Here is a 16,432-nt window from a genome sequence, read left to right as displayed (position 1 = left end):
CCCCAGCACGCCGCGTCCGCCGCCCACGCCGGAGCAGATCCTGGCGCTGGCGACGCGCGAGCACGTGCCGGCGCGCATCGCCAAGGGTGAGCTGGAAGGGAAGATGAAGGCGCGCATCTGGCGCAAGCTGCACGCCGAGGAGGCGAAGCGCTTCGACCAGGTCTACGAGCTGATGAACCAGACGCCGGGCCTGTCACTGGGGGACGCGTTCGGCATCCTCCAGAGCGGCCTGACGGTGCAGGAGTTCATGGCCCGCAAGGAGCGCAGCCAGCGCAAGGCGGCCATCAAGCAGGCGCGCGGCCAGGTGGACAACGCGCTCGTCGCGGACTTCCTGGGCGCGTTCATCGAGCAGAAGACCGAGCTGTCGGTGGTGCTGGCGGAGCGGTCGCTGCTGGACACGCTCCTGACGGAGGAGGCCATCGCCTTCACCTTCGAGCGCACGGGCCGGCTGGAGAAGCTCCAGGTGGTGCTCATCGCGCGCAGGGGTGACTGGGAGCGGCTGATGCCGAACCTGGAGCGCGACGCGAAGCTCACGCAGAAGCCGGCGCAGGTGGCACGGCAGCCGGACAAGCGTCCCTATTCGGATCCGCGTCCGTTCCTGCCGCACATCGGGCAGACGGTGAAGCTCACGCTGCGCAACGGCATCACGGTGGAGGCGCCGCTCTTGCGCGTGGGCCGCTTCGACGTGCTGCTGGGTGAGCCCGGGCACGAGCTGTTCGTTCCGCTGCACGCGCTCTTGCGCTTCGACGCGCCCCCGGCTCCGCCCGAGGATGACGCCGACGACGACGCGGACGCGCCCAAGCCGGACGCCGCGGGCTGAAAACCGCTCGCGGTGCCGTTACCTCCGGGCGGCCTTCGCCTTCACGGGCGGGCCGCCCTTGTCCTTTCCTCCCCTGGAGCCTTCGTCCATGCGCCCCTTCTTCTCCCGCATCATCAAGCCCTGGCTCGCGCTCACCGCGGCGGCGGTCCTCGCGGGGGCATCGCAGCAGGCGTGCTCGAAGGAGTCCTCCGCGAAGGAGCCGGACGCGCCCGCCGCGCAGGAGGTGGGGCGGCGGGAGAACGGCGTGCACGTGGTGGAGCTGGCCGTCACGGAGAAGGGCTATGAGCCCTCACCGGTGCAGCTGAAGAAGGGCGAGCCGGTGAAGCTGGTGGTGACGCGCAAGACGGACCTGACGTGCGCCACCGAGCTGGTGATGGACGAGTACAAGATCGACACGAAGCTGCCCCTGAACACGCCGGTGGACATCACCTTCACGCCGAACCAGTCCGGGACGCTGAAGTACGGCTGCGCGATGGGGAAGATGATCGCCGGCACGTTCGTCGTGGACTGAGCCCGGCCGGCCGTCGGCGCCCGTTAACTGGCGATGTCCGCCCGGCCGGGTAGGCTCGACGCCCTGCATGGGCAGCTCGGAGCTCTTCACCCGGCACGTCTTCCTGGACCTCGAAACGACGGGGCTCGACCCCCGCGTGGATGAGGTCATCGAAGTGGGCTGCCTCTTCTTCGAGCAGGGCCGGGAGGTGGACCGCTTCTCCCGGCTGTATTCGGCGTCGCGCCCGCTGAACCTCACCATCCGCCGGCTCACCGGCCTCTCCGACGGACAGCTGTCCGGGCAGCCCCGCTTCGACGCGGAGCGCGCGGAGCTCCGGAAGCGGCTGGAGGGCTGGACGGTGGTGGCGCACAACGCCCCGTTCGAGAAGGGCTTCCTGCCAGACGTGCTCGGTGGCGTGCCGGTGCTCGACTCGTGCGAGCTCATGCACTACCTGCACCCGGAGCTGCCCAGCCACTCGCTGGAGTCGCTGATGCGGTGGGCGAAGCTGGGCTCGCAGCAGCCCCACCGTGCGCTCCATGACTGCGTGGCGGTGCACGCGGTGCTGGTGCACGCGCTGGACGGCTGCGTGCGGGACGGGCGCGCGGAGGACGTGGCGGACCTGCTGGCCACGATGGACCCCCGGGCCCGCGCGGCGCTGGGGCCCACGCCGCTCCTGGACTCCCTGTCGGAGGAGGACGCGCGCGACCTGGCGGTGGACGCGGATGCGCGGCCCCTGCTGGGGCTCTTGTCCCGGCTGTGGGAGTCCTGCCGGGCCACGCCGGTGCCGCTGAGCCTGGAGACGACGGGCGGCTTCCTGCGCGCGCGGCCGGAGCGCAAGCGCGCGAATGGCGGCAGGCCGCCCCCGGAACCCGAGCTGGACGCGACGCCGCTGCCGGTGCGTCCGGAGGAGGTGGCCCAGGTGCTGGGGCCCGGCGGCGCGCTGGAGCGGGGCGGCGGGTTCCTGGCCCGGGCCGCGCAGCTGGAGATGGCGCAGGCGGTGGCGCGCACGCTGTCGGACGGCGGGCAGGTGGCGGTGGAGGCCGGCACGGGCACGGGCAAGTCGCTGGCGTACCTCACGCCCGCGGCGCTGTTCGCGGCGCGCAACGGGCTGAAGGTGGGCGTGGCGCCGCACACGAAGACGCTCCAGGACCAGCTGCTGGAGAAGGACCTGCCCCGGCTGCACCAGGCCACGGGCGGCGCGTTCGGCTACGCGCTGCTCAAGGGCCAGACGAACTACCTGTGCCGCCGCCGCGCGCTGGAGGCCACGCGCGTGGAGCCGGGGATGAACCACTCCGCGCGGGCGCCCCGGGCCTACGTGCGCGCGTACATGAGGCGCAGCCTGGACGGGGACCTGGACCGGCTGAGCCACTGGTTCCGAGAGCGCTTCCCGGGGATGCACGGGCTGGTGCCGGCGGTGCGCTCCGAGGCGGCGACGACGCTGGGCGAGCGGTGCCCGCACCACAACAAGTGCTTCTACCACTCGGCGGTAGCGCAGGCGCGCGAGGCGGACGTGCTGGTCATCAACCAGTCGCTCGCGTTCGCGTGGCCCGCGCGCTACGGGCGCCTGGACCACCTGGTGCTGGACGAAGCGCACGAGCTGGAGGACGTGGCCACCACCGCGCTCACGGTGGAGCTGTCCGACCTGGCCTTCCTGCGGCTCACGGAGCGGCTGCACGGACGCGACGGGCGCCGGGGGCTCTTCGCGGAGCTGCGCCGGGCGCTCGCCGCCACGCGCCGGGATGAGTCCCGCGTGCTGATGTCCGAGGTGGACGATGCCCTGCGCACGCTGCTCGGGGAGGCGCGCGCCCTGGGTGAACAGGTGACGGCCCTGTGCGAGCCCGCCTCGGCGATGCCCGGCGAGGACGCGGATGACGCGGCCTATGCGCCGGAGCTGCGGGTGACGGACGCGGTGCGCGCCCTGCCCGCCTGGGAGCCCGTGCGCGAGGGGCTGGTCGCGGTGCGCACGGCGCTGCAACGGGTGCACACGCTCCTGGCCGTGCGCGTGCTGGCGGCGCTGCCGGAGCTGGCGGTGAAGCAGCCCTCGCTGGAGCGGGAGCTGGCCGGCGCCACCACGGAGCTGGGCGAGCTGTCGGTGCTGGCGGGAGAGCTGGCCGGCGAGCCGGATGTGAAGCGCTGCTACGCGGCGCGGGCGGAGCCTCGGAAGCAACGCTGGAGCGTGGGCGCGCAGCCGGTGGACGTGTCCGAGTCCGTGGCGAAGGACTTCGCCGCGAACAAGCGCGCGCTGGTGATGGCGTCCGCCACGCTGGGCACGGGCGACGGCGTGCCCTTCGTGCTGAAGCGGCTGGGGTTGAGGCCGCCGCTGTTGCGCGCGCCCTCACCGTTCCACCTGGGACAGCAGGCGCTGGTGGTGCTCGTGACCGACGCGCCGCGCGCGCATGAGGAGCCGTTCATTGACTGGGCCTCCGGGCGCATCTCCGGGCTGGCGCAGGTGATGGGTGGCCGGGTGCTGGGGCTGTTCGCGTCCACGCGGCGGCTGGAGCGCGTGTCGCGCGAGGTGCAGGCGCGGCTGGAGCCGCACGGCATTGAAGTGCTGCGCCAGTCGCGCGGGCACGGCCGTTCGCTGGCGGCGCGGCAGGAGCGAGACACGGGCACGGTGCTCCTGGGCACCAAGAGCTTCTGGCAGGGCGTGGACATCCCCGGGCGCGGCGTGGGGTGTGTCTTCATCGACAAGCTTCCGCTGGAGCCGGCGTCACGGCCGCTGGTGGCCGCGCGCGAGGAGCCGCTGGCGAAGGCGGGCAACGAGTACCTGGGCTTCCTCCAGTACCGGCTGCCGCGCGCGTTGCTGCTCCTGCGTCAGGGCGTCGGGCGGCTGATCCGCTCCACCACGGACCGGGGCATCGTCGTGGTGGCGGACCCCGGACACGCGAGCTACCGGCCCCTGCTGCTCCAGGCGCTCGCGGGCTACCGCGTCGTCGCGCTGCCGTGGGCGCAGGCGCGGCTGCTGCTGCACTCGGAGTTGATGCAGATGGGGCTCGCCGCGGACACCGCGCGGGTGTGAGCCCCACCGCCCTGCCGTGGGCGCAGGCGCGGCTGCTGCTGCACTCGGAGTTGATGCAGATGGGGCTCGCCGCGGACACCGCGCGGGTGTGAGCCCCACCGCCCTGCCCTACTACCGCGCCAGCCGCTCGCGGTAGCGCGCTTCCAGGGCGCTCATCTCGTCCACCCAGGCGCCCGTGGCGCCGCTGGTGCGGGCCTGGGCCAGGAGCTCCGCCAGCACGCGCGCGTCCTCTTCCTGCTGCGTGCGCAGCCGCTGCGTCATGTCCCGCGCGGCCTCGAAGACGTCCTGGAGTTCGTCGCCCTCGCGCAGGCCGTGCTGCGGCGGATGCAGGCGCCCTTCGGCCACCTCGCGCATCATGCGCTTGATGCGGAAGAGCGGGCCCGCCATCCGGTGCGTCACCACGATGGTCGCCAGCGCCACCACCGCGATGAACATCACCAGGCAGCCGCCCAACACCCACCACGTCAGCTGCTGGTGGCGCTCCAGCTCCGCGCGCTGCGCGACGATGGCCGTGCGCTCCGCTTCGTACTTGGCGTCGATGGCCTGCGCCTGCTCCTGGAACTTCTTCTCGAACGCCGGGTCGTTCATGTGCGCCATCAGCTCGTTGGAGAGCGTGGCGCCGGACAGCTCGCGGCTCACCTCCGCCGCCGCCGAGCGGGCGTCCACCGCCGTCGCCGTCTCGTGCATCAGCGAGTTCGCCGCGCGCACCAGGAAGATGCCCAGGAGCGCCGCCATCACCAGCGACACGCCGACGATGTACGCCGTGAGCTTCAGCTGGAAGGGCGCGTCGAGCAGGAAGTTGCGCCAGCGGCGCTTCGTCGTCGGGGCCTGGGCCGTGGTGGTCGTCATGTCTCGCTGCTCCAGTCGAAGGTCGCGGCGGCTTCCTCGATGGCTCGGGGGATCAGGGCCTTCAACAGGTCCGCGGGCGGAGCTCCCGCGGCGTTCACTTCCACCTGTCCCATCAGGGACTGCTCCGGGTACGTCATGCACAGGAGCGCCAGGCGCAGGCCTCCACTGTCCGTCTTCTGGATCTCCGCCGTGATGCGGTAGCCGTGCACGCCCAGCTTCTTGAGCGTGCCCTTCGCCGCGGCCTTCGACTCCTTCTCCGGCGCCAGCTGCGCGCCCCGGCGCACCAGCTTGGAGCGGAGCCGCGCCTCCGTCACCTTCACCAGGTCCGCGGGCACGCTGCCCGTCTTGTCCTTCAGCCCGTCCAGCGACAGGTAGAAGCGCGGCCGGCGTGCCTGGTACGTCTTGATGGCCTTGATGGACTCCGCCACCGCGGCCTGCACCGTGGCGTCCGCCTCGCCCTGCACCGCCTGGAGGCAGTCGAGCCCCTTCGGCTCCAGGAGGGCGCCCAGGCCCTTGGCCACCGCCGTGCGCACCAATTCGCTGGGGTCCTTGAGGCCGCCGCACAGGGGCGTCACCGCCTCGGGGTCCTCGGTGGCGCCCAACACGAGCGCGGCTTGTGAGCGTGCACGCGGATCCCTTCCCTTCTCCAACTGACGACCCAGGAAGGTGATGCGCGTGTCCCCCTGCGCCAGCGCAGCGCACGGCAGCAGGAAGAAGAGGAGCAGGAGTGCTGTCGGCAGCCGCATGGGATGGGCAAAGAAGTGCCAACAGTGTAGCCGCGATTTACCTATCCACGACAGTTGCCTCTCAGGGCAATCGCTCCCACCTTGGAGGCGCACAATGGGCGACGTCCTCCAGGGGGGAGGACGGCTGGGGTGCGGCGGACCCGATGCGGGTCACCGCGGGCTGGGGGAGCAATGAAGCGCGGAGTCATCCTGACGGGTGTTCTTCTGCTGGCGGGGTGGATGGGCGGCTGTCGTGACTCGGACCGCCTGACGTCGGTGGGCAAGCCGCGACCTCCCGGGCCAACGCCGGTGGAGTCCACGCCCACCCTTCCCGACTCCGAGACGTCCCAACCGCCGCCCGGCAAGCCACCGCCGGAGCCGGAGGTGGTGGACCCACCTCCGCCGCCAGACCCGGAGGCGGAGGTGATGGACCCCACGCCCATCCCGACGACGGACGGCGTCCCCGGGCCGCTGCCGGGCGTCTACACGGACAAGGGCGAGGCGCCGGTGACGGACCTCATCCGCGGCCTGGTGTCCTTCCCCATCCGCGACGAGCGCGGGCTCGAGGAGCGCATCGCGGACATCTACAAGCCGGGGGGCTCCCGCTTCCGCCAGTACATGACGCAGGCCGAGTGGATGGCGAAGCACGCCCCCTTGGAGAAGGACGTCACCCTCGTCACGGACTGGCTGAAGTCCGAGGGCATGCAGGTGCCCTACGTCGCCACCAACCGGCTGCTGGTGCAGTTCGTGGGCACGGTCGCCCAGTTCAACAAGGCGTTCGGCGTGACGCTGCGCGTGCTTGAGCGCAAGTCGCCCCAGGGCGGCAATGATCCGCACGACGTCTACGGCTTGGTGGAGGGCGTCAAGGCGCCCACGTTCGTGCAGCAGCGCATCCACGCCGTCGTCGCGCTGGACCTGCCGGCGGAGACGGGCACGCTGCCCGGCGAGTTCGGCCAGCCGTCCACGGAGCCGCCCAACCCCGTCAGCCGGGGCCTCACGCCGCAGCAGGTGGCGCGCGCCTACAACGTGGACACGCTCTACGAGCAGGGGCACCAGGGCCAGGGCATGAAGCTGGGCGTGGTGATTGGCGCCAGCTTCCGGTGGAAGGACGTGCGCGCCTTCTGGAAGATGTGGGGCATCGAGCGCGAGGACCCCAAGGTCATCCAGACCATGGAGGCGCCCGTCACGCGCTACCGCGAGGGCACGCTGGACGTGGAGTGGGCCGCGGCGATGGCGCCCAAGGCGGAGGTGCTCGTCTACATGGGCCCGGACGCGCGCAACACGTCCATGCTCTACACGTACAACGAAGCCATTGGCCGGGCCGAGGTGTCCGTCATCACCACGTCCTTCGCGCACCGCGAGGACTCCGAACCGAAGGCGGTGCACGAGGCGTACAGCCACGCCAGCACCATGGCCGCCGCGCTGGGCATCACCGTCGCCGCCGCGAGCGGAGACTCCGCGGGCGTGGACGTGCCGGGCAACAGCCCCTACGTCACCGCCGTGGGCGGCACGCAACTGAAGATGAACGGCATGACGGTGACGGGCGAGACGGCCTGGTACTACTCCGGCTCCGGCATCACCCGCACCTTCGCCACGCCCGAGTGGCAGAAGGGCCTGGTCCCGATGCCCGCGAAGCGCGCGGTGGTGGACGTGGCGCTCAATGCGGACACCGGCTTCTGGTACACGTGGCTGGGCGTCACCACGCCCAACACCGGCACGTCGTTCTCCTCGCCCATCTTCGCGGGGCTCATCACCGTGGTGAACGGCGCGCGCGCGGAAGCGGCGAAGCCGCCGGTGGGCTGGCTCAACTCGCAGCTGTACACGCTGCCCAACGTCCAGAAGACGTTCCGCGACATCACCGTGGGCGTCACCGACCGCCAGTACGAAGCCGGACCGGGCTGGGACATCCCCACCGGCTGGGGCGCGCCCGACGCGCAGGGGCTGCTGCAGACCCTGCCCTGAGCGGGCAGGCGACATAGAGCGGACGGGCAGTCGAGCCCCGCTCCGGTTGTCATCCCGGATTGACGGGATGCGAATGCATGCGCAGGGCATGCTGTTCGGGACAGGACCATGTCTTTGTCCCCCCTGCGCGCGTCCCTTTCCTGCCTCCTGCTCCTCGCAGCCGCTTGCAGCAATGCCGTCGCTGGACCGAGCGATGCCCTGGCGGAGAACCCTTCCACTTCCCCTGGAAGCGTCGTCCAGACGCCCGCCTCCCCCACGCCGCCCGTGGAGGAAGTGGGCCAGGTGCCCACCACGCCGACGCCCACGGACATCGTGACGCCCGGTGAGACGCCCGCGGCCGAGACGCCGGTCGCAGGCACGCCCGCCCCCACGGCGAGCGTGTGCGCGCCGCTCAGCTCGCTCACCAGCCTGACGGGCAACCTGATGACGTGGCTTCAGACGGCGCCCATCACCGGGGCCAACAGCGGTGGCTTCAAGGAGCCGGGCGGCACGGAGCTGGCCGCGTTCGAGGGCGCCTTCCGCACGCTGCTCACCGAAGGTCCCACCGCGCAGGTGGTGCAGGACCTGGCCGGGATGGGCTACGGCGTGTCCACCTTCCGCAACGACACGGGCGGCGGCTGGCTGGTGGTGCGCGAGCAGGGCCTGCTGTCACGCGGTGGCGGCACCTTCATCATTAATATGTTCCCCGCGCGCAACCTGTGGCTGGAGGCGCCGCACGCGGACTCCGACGAGGGCACGCTGCGCCAGACGTCCACGCAGCTGGTGACGCTGGGCGCTCGCGCGCTGCTGATCACGGGCAGCAACCGCTGCGCCGTCACCACCGCCAGCCCGTGCAGCGGCACCACCAGCGTGTGCGGCACCAAGGGCCTGCGCATCTCCGACGCCGCGCACTACGGCAACAACTTCTTCACCGCCGCGCACCGCGCGCTGCGCGACACGTACCCGGACGCCATCGCCGCCAGCATCCACGGCATGGACGCGGGCGACGGTCCCGAGGCCGCCGTGGTGAGCGACGGCACCAGCGCGCTGCGCCCGGACTCGCTCTCCAACCGCCTGCGCGACGCGCTCAACACCCACCTGGTGGGCACGAAGAAGGCGTTCTCCTGCAACTCGGCGGACGACTCGGGCAAGCACCGCGCGCTGTGCGGCACCAGCAACGTGCAGGGCCGCATCGACAACGGCGCGGGGGACGCCTGCTTCACGGAGGCCGCCGCCGCCACCGACCGCTTCATCCACCTGGAGCAGTCCGCCACGCTGCGCGGCACCGGCGCGTCGTCCAAGGCCGTCATCCAGGCGCTCGCGGACACCGTGCCCTGCACGCTCACCGGCTCCGGCCTGGGCTGCCAGGCGGTCGTGGCCGCGCAGGACTGCCCGTAGGGGCGCCTCCGCCTCCCGGCCGCTCCCACCGGCCGGGCGTGACGTGACGCATCCCACATGCAACGTCCGCACCCGCGGTCCCGCCCGGCTTCGCCTTGCGTGAAGCAGGCGGCTGATCCGGTCCAGGCACCCGCTTCCAGTGTCCGGGGCTGGTCATTCAGCGGGACTGGAGGCGCGGATCATCGGTTGGACAGCGGACGGTTCTCATCCCCCGAGAGGGGCAACCCTGGTCGGGGACGGGAGCCTCCCTAGATTCGAGCGGCCACCAATGCCGCTCCTTTCGACCCTGACACTCTTTCCGGCTTACTCCCTCGACACCTCCATCCTGGTGGCGGTGCTCGTGGGCGTGCTCATCCTGGCGCTCCTCACGGAGACGCTGGGTTGGGTCTTCGTGGGCCTCGTCGTTCCTGGCTACCTGGCCTCGGTGTTCGTCATCCACCCGGAGGCGGGCTGCACCGTCGTCGCCGAGTCGCTGCTCACCTACGGCCTGGCGTTGGCGTTCTCCAGCGGACTGTCCCGGACGGGCGCCTGGAGCGAGTTCTTCGGCCGCGACCGCTTCTTCGCCGTCGTGCTGGCCAGCGTGGTGGTGCGCGCGGTGAGCGAGACGTGGCTGTTGCCCGTGCTGGGGCACTGGATGGACGAGCGCTGGGGCACGTCCTTCATCGTCGACCGCAGCCTGCACAGCATCGGCCTGGTGCTGGTGCCGCTCACCGCGAACGCCTTCTGGAAGCTGAAGCTGCGCCGCGGCCTGTGGCAGGTGTTCGTGCCGGTGGCGCTCACGTATCTGCTGCTGCGCTTCGTGCTGCTGCCCGGCACCAACCTGTCCTTCTCCAGCCTGGAGCTGATGTACGAGGACGTGGCGCAGGACTTCCTGTCCAGCCCCAAGGCCTACATCATCCTGCTGACGACGGCGTTCCTCGCCGCGCGCTTCAACCTCAAGTACGGCTGGGACTTCAACGGCATCCTGGTGCCCGCGCTGCTGGCGCTCACGTGGCTGGAGCCGCTGAAGCTCGTGGCCACGATGGCGGAGGTGCTGCTGCTGGTGGTGGCCGCGAAGGCGGTGCTGTCGGTGCCGGGGCTTCGCACGCTCAACCTGGAGGGCCCTCGCAAGACGGTGCTCGTCTTCTGTCTGGGCTTCCTCGTGAAGTGGACCATCGGCTGGGCCATGGGCGCCCGCATCCCGGGCCTGAAGGTCACGGACCTCTTCGGCTTCGGCTACCTGGTGCCCACGCTGCTGGCGGTGAAGATGCTTCAGAAGCAGGTGATTGCCCGCGTGCTCCTGCCCACGCTGCACACGTCGCTGGCGGGCTTCCTCATCGGCAGCCTCGCGGGCTTCGGGCTGTCGCTGGTGGAGCCGCGTCCGGCCACCGCGCTCACCGCGCAAGCTTCGCACGAGCACGTGCCCGGGCTGGGCCTGGACCAGTCTCCGCTGGGCCTGATGGTGATGGGCCGCGCCACCGCGCGGGAGAGCGACGTGGGCGGCTCGCTGCGGCTGAAGCACGGCGACCTGCGCGCGTACACCGGGCTGTGGAACGGACTGGACGCGTGGCTGGAGACGGGCCGCGCGGAGGGGATGAACGCGCTGCGCACGCAGGCGGTGGCGCTGGGGCTGGAGCTTCGTGAGCTGCCCAGGCAGGACGGCGTGCCCGCGCGCTTCGCGCTGGTGGAGCGCGTGGAGGGTGAAGGCAAGGCGGGCTGGGACACGTCGCTGCTCGTGCCCGGCGCGCAGGGGCCGGTGCTGGAGGTGCCGCGTCCGCTGACGGAGGCGCCGAGCGCCGAGGCCGCCGCGCTCCTGTGCGAGCGCGTGAACTGCCGCGCCATCATCGTGAGCGGCGTGGATTCCCGCCGCGCGGGCCTGGTGCTGGGTGACGCGCTGTCGCAGTCGGAGACGCCGCTGCGCCACGCGCACGACGCGCTGTCGTCGCGGGAGCGGGTGCAGCTGCGCGTGGACCCTTCGCTCAAGCCGGGCCAGGTGGTGCTGCACACGCCGGACGGCAAGGCGCCCCAGGGCCTGGACACGCTGTGGCCGGGCGCGAAGGTGACGGCGGAAGCCCCGCCGGAGCCCGGTGGCAACTGGGGTGAGGCGCGCGTGAGCGTGCTGCGCGCGGGTGCCTTCGACCTGGCCTCGCTGGTGCTGGAGAAGTCGCAGGCGCTGGCCGAGCCCATGACGGAGCGCGACGCGCTGGGCACGCTGATGGTGACGCCGGAAGTGGCGCGCGTGCCCGCGGTGCAGCCGTCGGACGCGGAGCTGCTGGTGCTGGAGCAGCAGGTGGCCTCGCCGCTGCTGGGCGGCGGGACGGCGGACGTGCCGCGGGAGCTGCGCACGCGCTGGGCCGGAGCCATGGCGGCGCTGCTGGGCCTGCGGGTGCACCCGGTGACGGAGTGCGAGGGCGCGGCGGGTTGCTGGTGGGTGACGGACGCGGAAGGGACGCCGGGCCGGCTGGGCGCGGGCCTGATGGTGCGTCCGGGCGGCTCGCCGCTCGCGCTGGAGGTGCCGTCTCCGGCCCGTGAAGCGGGCACGCTGCCGGTGGCCGCGGAGGTGTGGCACGAGGCGAAGGCCACCGCGCTGGTGTTCGCGACCGCGTCCGGTGACGTGCCCCACCCGGCCACCTTCGGTGAGCTGCGGACCAGCTTCCAGGCGTTCCACCAGGCGGTGCACCGCGCGATGCCGAAGGAGCAGGGCTGGGTGCTGCACCTGCGCGGCTTCTCCGGCCGGCCATCGGTGGACGCGGACGTGCTGGTGGACGTGGGCAGCCCCGTGCTGACCCCGGCGCAGCGGCCGGCGGACCTGGAGAAGCTCCTGTCGCAGGAAGGCCCGCTGGGCTGGCTGGGGCAGCGCGTGCGCTACCACGACGGCTCTCCGGAGCTGACCGGCCTCAACGACGCGAGCCCGCAGCAGGTCTTCTCCCGCACGTTCGGCGGGGCGCGGCTGGCCACGCTGTGGCTGTCCGAGCCGCTGCGCGGCGCCTTCGTGGGCCCCCGGCTGGCGGCGGAGGAGCTGGCCATCACGGGCCTCCTGCCCGAGCAGCCGCGCGAGTCTCCCGAGGGCGCGCTCCTGGCGGACCGCCTGGTCGCGCCGACGCAGCCGGTGTCCAACGCGCTGAAGGAGCAGTTCGCGGAGCTGACCGCGAGCGCGGAGCGCTACGTGGCGCAGCAGAACGTGCATGACCTCCGCGCGCTGGCGCAGACGAAGCGCGTGGGCCATGTGACGCGTCAGGTGAAGTCCGGCTTCAGCGCCGAGTACGGCCTGCCCTTCCTCCTGGTGGAAGCGCGGCAGGGCAAGCAGGTGCTGCGCGCCGTCTATTTCCTTCAGCAGCACCCGTCGCCGGCGAAGCGCGCGGAGCTGACCGCGGGTGACGCGGAGCTCGCGAGCACGGTGGACCTGGCGCTGCGGCACCGCCGTCCGGTGGTGTTGACCGGGGAAGTCTCCCGCGAAGAGGCCCGTCGATGAAGACCCGCAGCCGCGCCCTCGTGGCGCTCCTTGGCCTGATGGTGGGCCTGGCCCTCATCTGGGGCGCGAGCCTCGCCGTGTTGAGGAACACCGACACGCCCACCGCCCGGCGCGACGCGAAGTTCGTCAACGCCGAGCGCCTCATCTTCTACCGCCTGGAGCCGGGCCGGGAGATGCGCGTGCGCGTCCCCGCCGACGCGGAGGAACTGCTCATCGTCACGCACGAGCTGCTCCCCGACGGCACGCCCTACGCGCCGGAGAAGCAGTACCAGTACGGCCTCAAGGCCATCCTGCGCGGTCCGGACGGCGTCCTCCTGGAGCGCGCCATCTTCACGCGCACGCGCCAGAGCAAGGGCCAGCCGCAGGAGGACGGCACGTTCCTGCAGGAGAGCGCCTTCACGACGCACGCGGATCAACAGGTGACGGACGAGCGCGAGTTCGTGCTGCGCCTGCCCAAGGAGCGGCCGGACTACTCCGTGCTCTACCTGCGTCCCGCGGGCACCCACGACACGCTGCTGGCGCGCGTCTACGTCCGCGCGCACCGCACGCTGCCGCTGCTGGCGTCCCAGAAGCTGGCCCTGGCCCGCGCGGAGGTGCGCGCCGGCCGCGCCACCTTCGAGCCCTTCGAGAAGCTCTCCACCGACACGCGCCGCTGGCTCGCGGAGGAGCACTGGGAGCGCCTCAACGCGGAGGGCGAGGCGGGCACCGACTACCAGATTGAGCCCGTCTACCGCACCCCCTACCGGCTGCCGCTGGTGGAGGCCACCGAGTCCGTGCAGGAGCGCCTGGGCGCGGGCCGCGCGGTGGCCCTCAACGTCACGGGCCCCGCGAAGCCGGTGCTGTGGCTGTGGAGCGACGCGACGGACGCGAAGGCGCAGCCGCACGGCCCCGTGACGGTGCAGACGCTGTCCACGGACGGCACGGCGCACACGCTGGAGCTGCCAGGCCCGGTGGCGGGTTCGCCCATGTCGCATCCGCTGGAGCTGCCGGAGGGCGTGCACACGGTGATGGTGCGCAACGACGGCCAGGAGGACCTGCGCTACACGGTGGAGGGCCCGTTCGAGTCGTGGCTCCTGCCCGCCGATTCGCGGACCCAGCCGGGCGTCGCGTCGGAGGGCCGCGTGGCCTTCCTGCCGGACACGCGCCGCACGGAGGCGTTCGCCACCGGCCCGGCGTGCCCGGTGCTGGAGCTGGACATCGATCCGCGCATGGACGCGGTGGGACGGCTGGTGCGCATCGACGCGCGCTCGCTGGACCGCGCGCCCTCGCGTGAGCCGCTGCACCTGAACCTCACGGTGCTGGATGCCCAGGGCCAGCCCCTGGGCCAGGCCTCGCTGGACGCGACCCCGGAGCCCGCGCCGTTCGAGAGCGCGGCCCTGGTGCCGCTGCCCGGTGGCGCGCTGCCGTGCACGCCCCTGGCGCAGGTCGCGCAGGACGCGGGCTCGGCCGGCTCCGGCGAAGTGACGGACCTGCCGGCCTGGGTGTCGGGTGCCACGAGCGCCCGGGTGTTCCTGCCGATGGGGGCTCGCAAGCTGCGCGTGGAGGCGCCGCGCGCGACCATCGTGCAGCTCTACAGCTTCCTCTCCAGCGGTCAGCCCGTGGCGGCGTCGGCGCCGTACACGAACGACGCGCTCACGGCGGTGCGCTGGCGCAACGCGCCCGTGGACCAGCGCGCGTGGCACCCCATGCGTCCGGCGAACCTGCCCACGCTGCTGCAGGCGGGCGCCCGTCTGGAGCTGCTCAGCCAGGTGCGCCTGGAGCCCGTGGGCCCGGCGGAGGAGACCCTGCCGCCGTCCGGTGACGCGGTGGTGGTGCGGCCCTATGGCTCGCCCCCGGTGGTGGAGGTGCTGGAGTCCGCGCAGGCGGACACGGTGGACATGGTGAAGGCGCTGTCCACGGTGCTGGAGCCGGGCCGCGCGGTGCGGGCCCGCTTCGATGCGCGCACGCCCACCCGTCCGGAGGTCCGCCTGTCGTTGAAGGACGCGGCGGCGCTGGGCAACGAGGTGGAGGTGCTGCTCGACGGCGAGCCCCTGCACCGCTTCACCGTGCGCTCGACGCGGGCGCGGGAGCTGCTGCCGCCGCTGCCGCCGGGCGAGCACGAGGTGCTGCTGCGCTCCACGGCGCCGGGGCTGACGGCGATGCTCAACCGGCCTCCGGCGGCGGGCAGCGGTCTGCGCTCGCGTACGGTGTATCCGGTGGGCCAGGGCGGCCTGCGCGTGCCGGTGCGCAAGACGGGCGCGGGCGCCGTCACGCTCAACGTGGTCGTCTACACGCCGGTGGCGGAGGGCGCGACGATGCCCCAGCTGTCCGTGACGGTGGATGGCGGCAACCCGGTGCGCCGCGCCAGCGTGCTGGTGCCGCACGTCACCCGCGCCGAGCGCACGGTGGTGCTGCCCGCCTCCGAGCGTGACCCGGCCATGCCGGCGGGCCGCCCGGGCGTGAAGTGGTACGCGCGCACGGTGCCGGTGACGCTGGGTGAGGACATCGCGCCGGGCGTGCACACCGTGCGCGTCCAGGCGCTGGGCACCGAGCCCATGTGGGTGCGGTTCTTCATGTTCGGCCAGCCGGTGGAGAACACCGCGCCGCGCATGTGGAACCGGGGCGGCTGGCAGCCCGACGAGGACATGTTGTGAAGTTCCGTCGGAGGACCGGGTCGTGGCGCCCGCTGGTGGCAGCGGGAGTCGTGTCCGTGCTGGGCACTGGCCTGAGCGCCCGCGCGCAGACGGCTCCGGCCCCGGCGGCGACCGCGAAGCCATCCAAGCAGGACGCGTCCCACGACGGCCTGCGCGCGAAGTCCCCGGCGCGCCCTGCCCCGGAGCGCGTGCCGCAGGAGAACCCTTCCGTGAACGTTCCCGAGCACTCGGGGTGCCGCGTGGACGCGCGCTTCTCCGGGCTGTGGCCCCGCGTGGACGCCGTGATGTTCCAGCCCACCACACTGGAGGAGCGGGCCGCGTTCTCGAAGCTCGTCCCCGCGCTGCTGGCGGCGGCTCCCAAGCAGAAGGACGTGCCCCCGGAGCTGACCAACGTGGCCGCGGCCGCGGGCTTCTTCCTGGAGACGTGGACCACGCCGCGCGACACCTTCTGGGTCCTTCGCGAGCGCCCGGACAACCTCCACGGCGCGGGCGCGTATGTGATCCGCACGGGCGAGGCCACCGACGACGTGGTGCAGGTGCCCCACCCCTACTTCGACATCGGCACGGAGGACATCGGCTCCAGCCTCTTCTCCTGCCCGCCGGAAGGCCGCGCGCCGCGCCTGTTCATGACCGCCACCGCGCACCGCTACAAGGGCTCCCCCGGTGAGACGCCCGAGGACCCGGAGCACCCCGCCGACGTCGCGCACAACCCGGAGCACCTCTTCCAGACCGTCACCGACCTTGCCGCGCGCCAGCTGCCCGCCATCCGCGTGGCGCAGCTGCACGGCTTCGGCGAGTCCAAGGTCCAGAAGGGCCGCACGGAGATGCTCGCGGCGGTGATCAGCGACGGGACGCGCAAGCCCGGAGCGTGGGCCCGGAAGGTCTCTTCACCGCTGGAGGATGTGCTCGGCCCCGGAGTGAAGCTGTTCCCGAACGGGGTCCAGGTGCTCGGTGGAACACAGAACGCGCAGGCCCGGCTGCTCCAGGCCTACCCGCTCGCCCGCTTCCTGCACCTCGAAATGTCATCCCGTACGCGCAAAGCGCTGGCGGCCCCGGCGCGTCTGGACCGGCTGGCCCAGATTCTGTTCGCACCCTTGGAGGACTGA

Annotated in this window: 9 protein-coding genes and 1 pseudogene; 8 read left to right on the top strand and 2 right to left on the bottom strand. The window is 72.4% G+C overall.

Annotation, left to right across the window (positions count from 1 at the left end; translation table 11 throughout):
* The 3 genes and pseudogenes from D7W81_RS07190 to D7W81_RS07180 all read left to right on the top strand — a co-directional run.
* Positions 1 to 820, top strand: a pseudogene (locus D7W81_RS07190) (hypothetical protein); the annotation flags it as partial.
* An 88-nt stretch (positions 821 to 908) separates the two neighbouring features.
* A complete protein-coding gene (locus tag D7W81_RS07185) occupies positions 909 to 1,331 on the top strand; it encodes a cupredoxin domain-containing protein (protein WP_120554579.1) in 423 nt (140 codons plus the stop codon).
* 67 nt (positions 1,332 to 1,398) lie between these two features.
* Positions 1,399 to 4,329, top strand: coding sequence for a helicase C-terminal domain-containing protein (locus D7W81_RS07180; protein WP_120554578.1), 2,931 nt, complete (start codon positions 1,399 to 1,401; stop codon positions 4,327 to 4,329).
* 111 nt (positions 4,330 to 4,440) lie between these two features.
* Here the strand turns inward: D7W81_RS07180 and D7W81_RS07175 are convergent, their stop codons facing one another.
* On the bottom strand, positions 4,441 to 5,178 hold the full coding sequence (locus D7W81_RS07175; protein ID WP_120554577.1) for a HAMP domain-containing protein: 738 nt from the start codon (positions 5,176 to 5,178) through the stop codon (positions 4,441 to 4,443).
* Complete coding sequence (locus D7W81_RS07170; protein ID WP_120554576.1) at positions 5,175 to 5,924, bottom strand: HEAT repeat domain-containing protein; 750 nt, start codon at positions 5,922 to 5,924, stop codon at positions 5,175 to 5,177. The genes D7W81_RS07175 and D7W81_RS07170 overlap by 4 nt, the downstream gene beginning before the upstream one ends.
* A gap of 171 nt (positions 5,925 to 6,095) precedes the next feature.
* Between D7W81_RS07170 and D7W81_RS07165 the strand changes: the two genes are divergently transcribed.
* The 5 genes from D7W81_RS07165 (at position 6,096) to D7W81_RS07145 (ending at position 16,432) form a co-directional block, all read left to right on the top strand.
* Positions 6,096 to 7,865: a S53 family peptidase gene (locus D7W81_RS07165; RefSeq protein ID WP_120554575.1), complete on the top strand. Its 1,770-nt coding sequence runs from the start codon at positions 6,096 to 6,098 to the stop codon at positions 7,863 to 7,865.
* A 282-nt stretch (positions 7,866 to 8,147) separates the two neighbouring features.
* Complete coding sequence (locus D7W81_RS07160) at positions 8,148 to 9,242, top strand: hypothetical protein (protein WP_147445374.1); 1,095 nt, start codon at positions 8,148 to 8,150, stop codon at positions 9,240 to 9,242.
* Between the two features lie 268 nt (positions 9,243 to 9,510).
* Positions 9,511 to 12,693 carry a poly-gamma-glutamate biosynthesis protein PgsC/CapC gene (locus D7W81_RS07155; RefSeq protein WP_120554573.1) on the top strand — a complete coding sequence of 1,061 codons (3,183 nt, stop codon included), beginning with the start codon at positions 9,511 to 9,513 and terminating at the stop codon, positions 12,691 to 12,693.
* Complete coding sequence (locus tag D7W81_RS42270; RefSeq protein ID WP_158621482.1) at positions 12,690 to 15,326, top strand: hypothetical protein; 2,637 nt, start codon at positions 12,690 to 12,692, stop codon at positions 15,324 to 15,326. The genes D7W81_RS07155 and D7W81_RS42270 overlap by 4 nt, the downstream gene beginning before the upstream one ends.
* Positions 15,327 to 15,361: 35 nt before the next feature.
* Positions 15,362 to 16,432 carry a hypothetical protein gene (locus D7W81_RS07145; protein WP_147445373.1) on the top strand — a complete coding sequence of 357 codons (1,071 nt, stop codon included), beginning with the start codon at positions 15,362 to 15,364 and terminating at the stop codon, positions 16,430 to 16,432.

Origin of the sequence: Corallococcus aberystwythensis (assembly GCF_003612165.1) — a bacterium.
GTDB classification, from domain to species: Bacteria; Myxococcota; Myxococcia; order Myxococcales; family Myxococcaceae; genus Corallococcus; species Corallococcus aberystwythensis.
Note: the sequence above shows the minus strand (reverse complement) of the source record. Positions and strands in the feature narration are given on the sequence as shown.

Coding starts and splice junctions, on each gene's coding strand:
- D7W81_RS07185 (WP_120554579.1), top strand. CDS start 909: ATGCGCCCCTTCTTCTCCCGCATCATCAAGCCCTGGCTCGCGCTCACC.
- D7W81_RS07180 (WP_120554578.1), top strand. CDS start 1,399: ATGGGCAGCTCGGAGCTCTTCACCCGGCACGTCTTCCTGGACCTCGAA.
- D7W81_RS07175 (WP_120554577.1), bottom strand. CDS start 5,178: ATGACGACCACCACGGCCCAGGCCCCGACGACGAAGCGCCGCTGGCGC.
- D7W81_RS07170 (WP_120554576.1), bottom strand. CDS start 5,924: ATGCGGCTGCCGACAGCACTCCTGCTCCTCTTCTTCCTGCTGCCGTGC.
- D7W81_RS07165 (WP_120554575.1), top strand. CDS start 6,096: ATGAAGCGCGGAGTCATCCTGACGGGTGTTCTTCTGCTGGCGGGGTGG.
- D7W81_RS07155 (WP_120554573.1), top strand. CDS start 9,511: ATGCCGCTCCTTTCGACCCTGACACTCTTTCCGGCTTACTCCCTCGAC.
- D7W81_RS42270 (WP_158621482.1), top strand. CDS start 12,690: ATGAAGACCCGCAGCCGCGCCCTCGTGGCGCTCCTTGGCCTGATGGTG.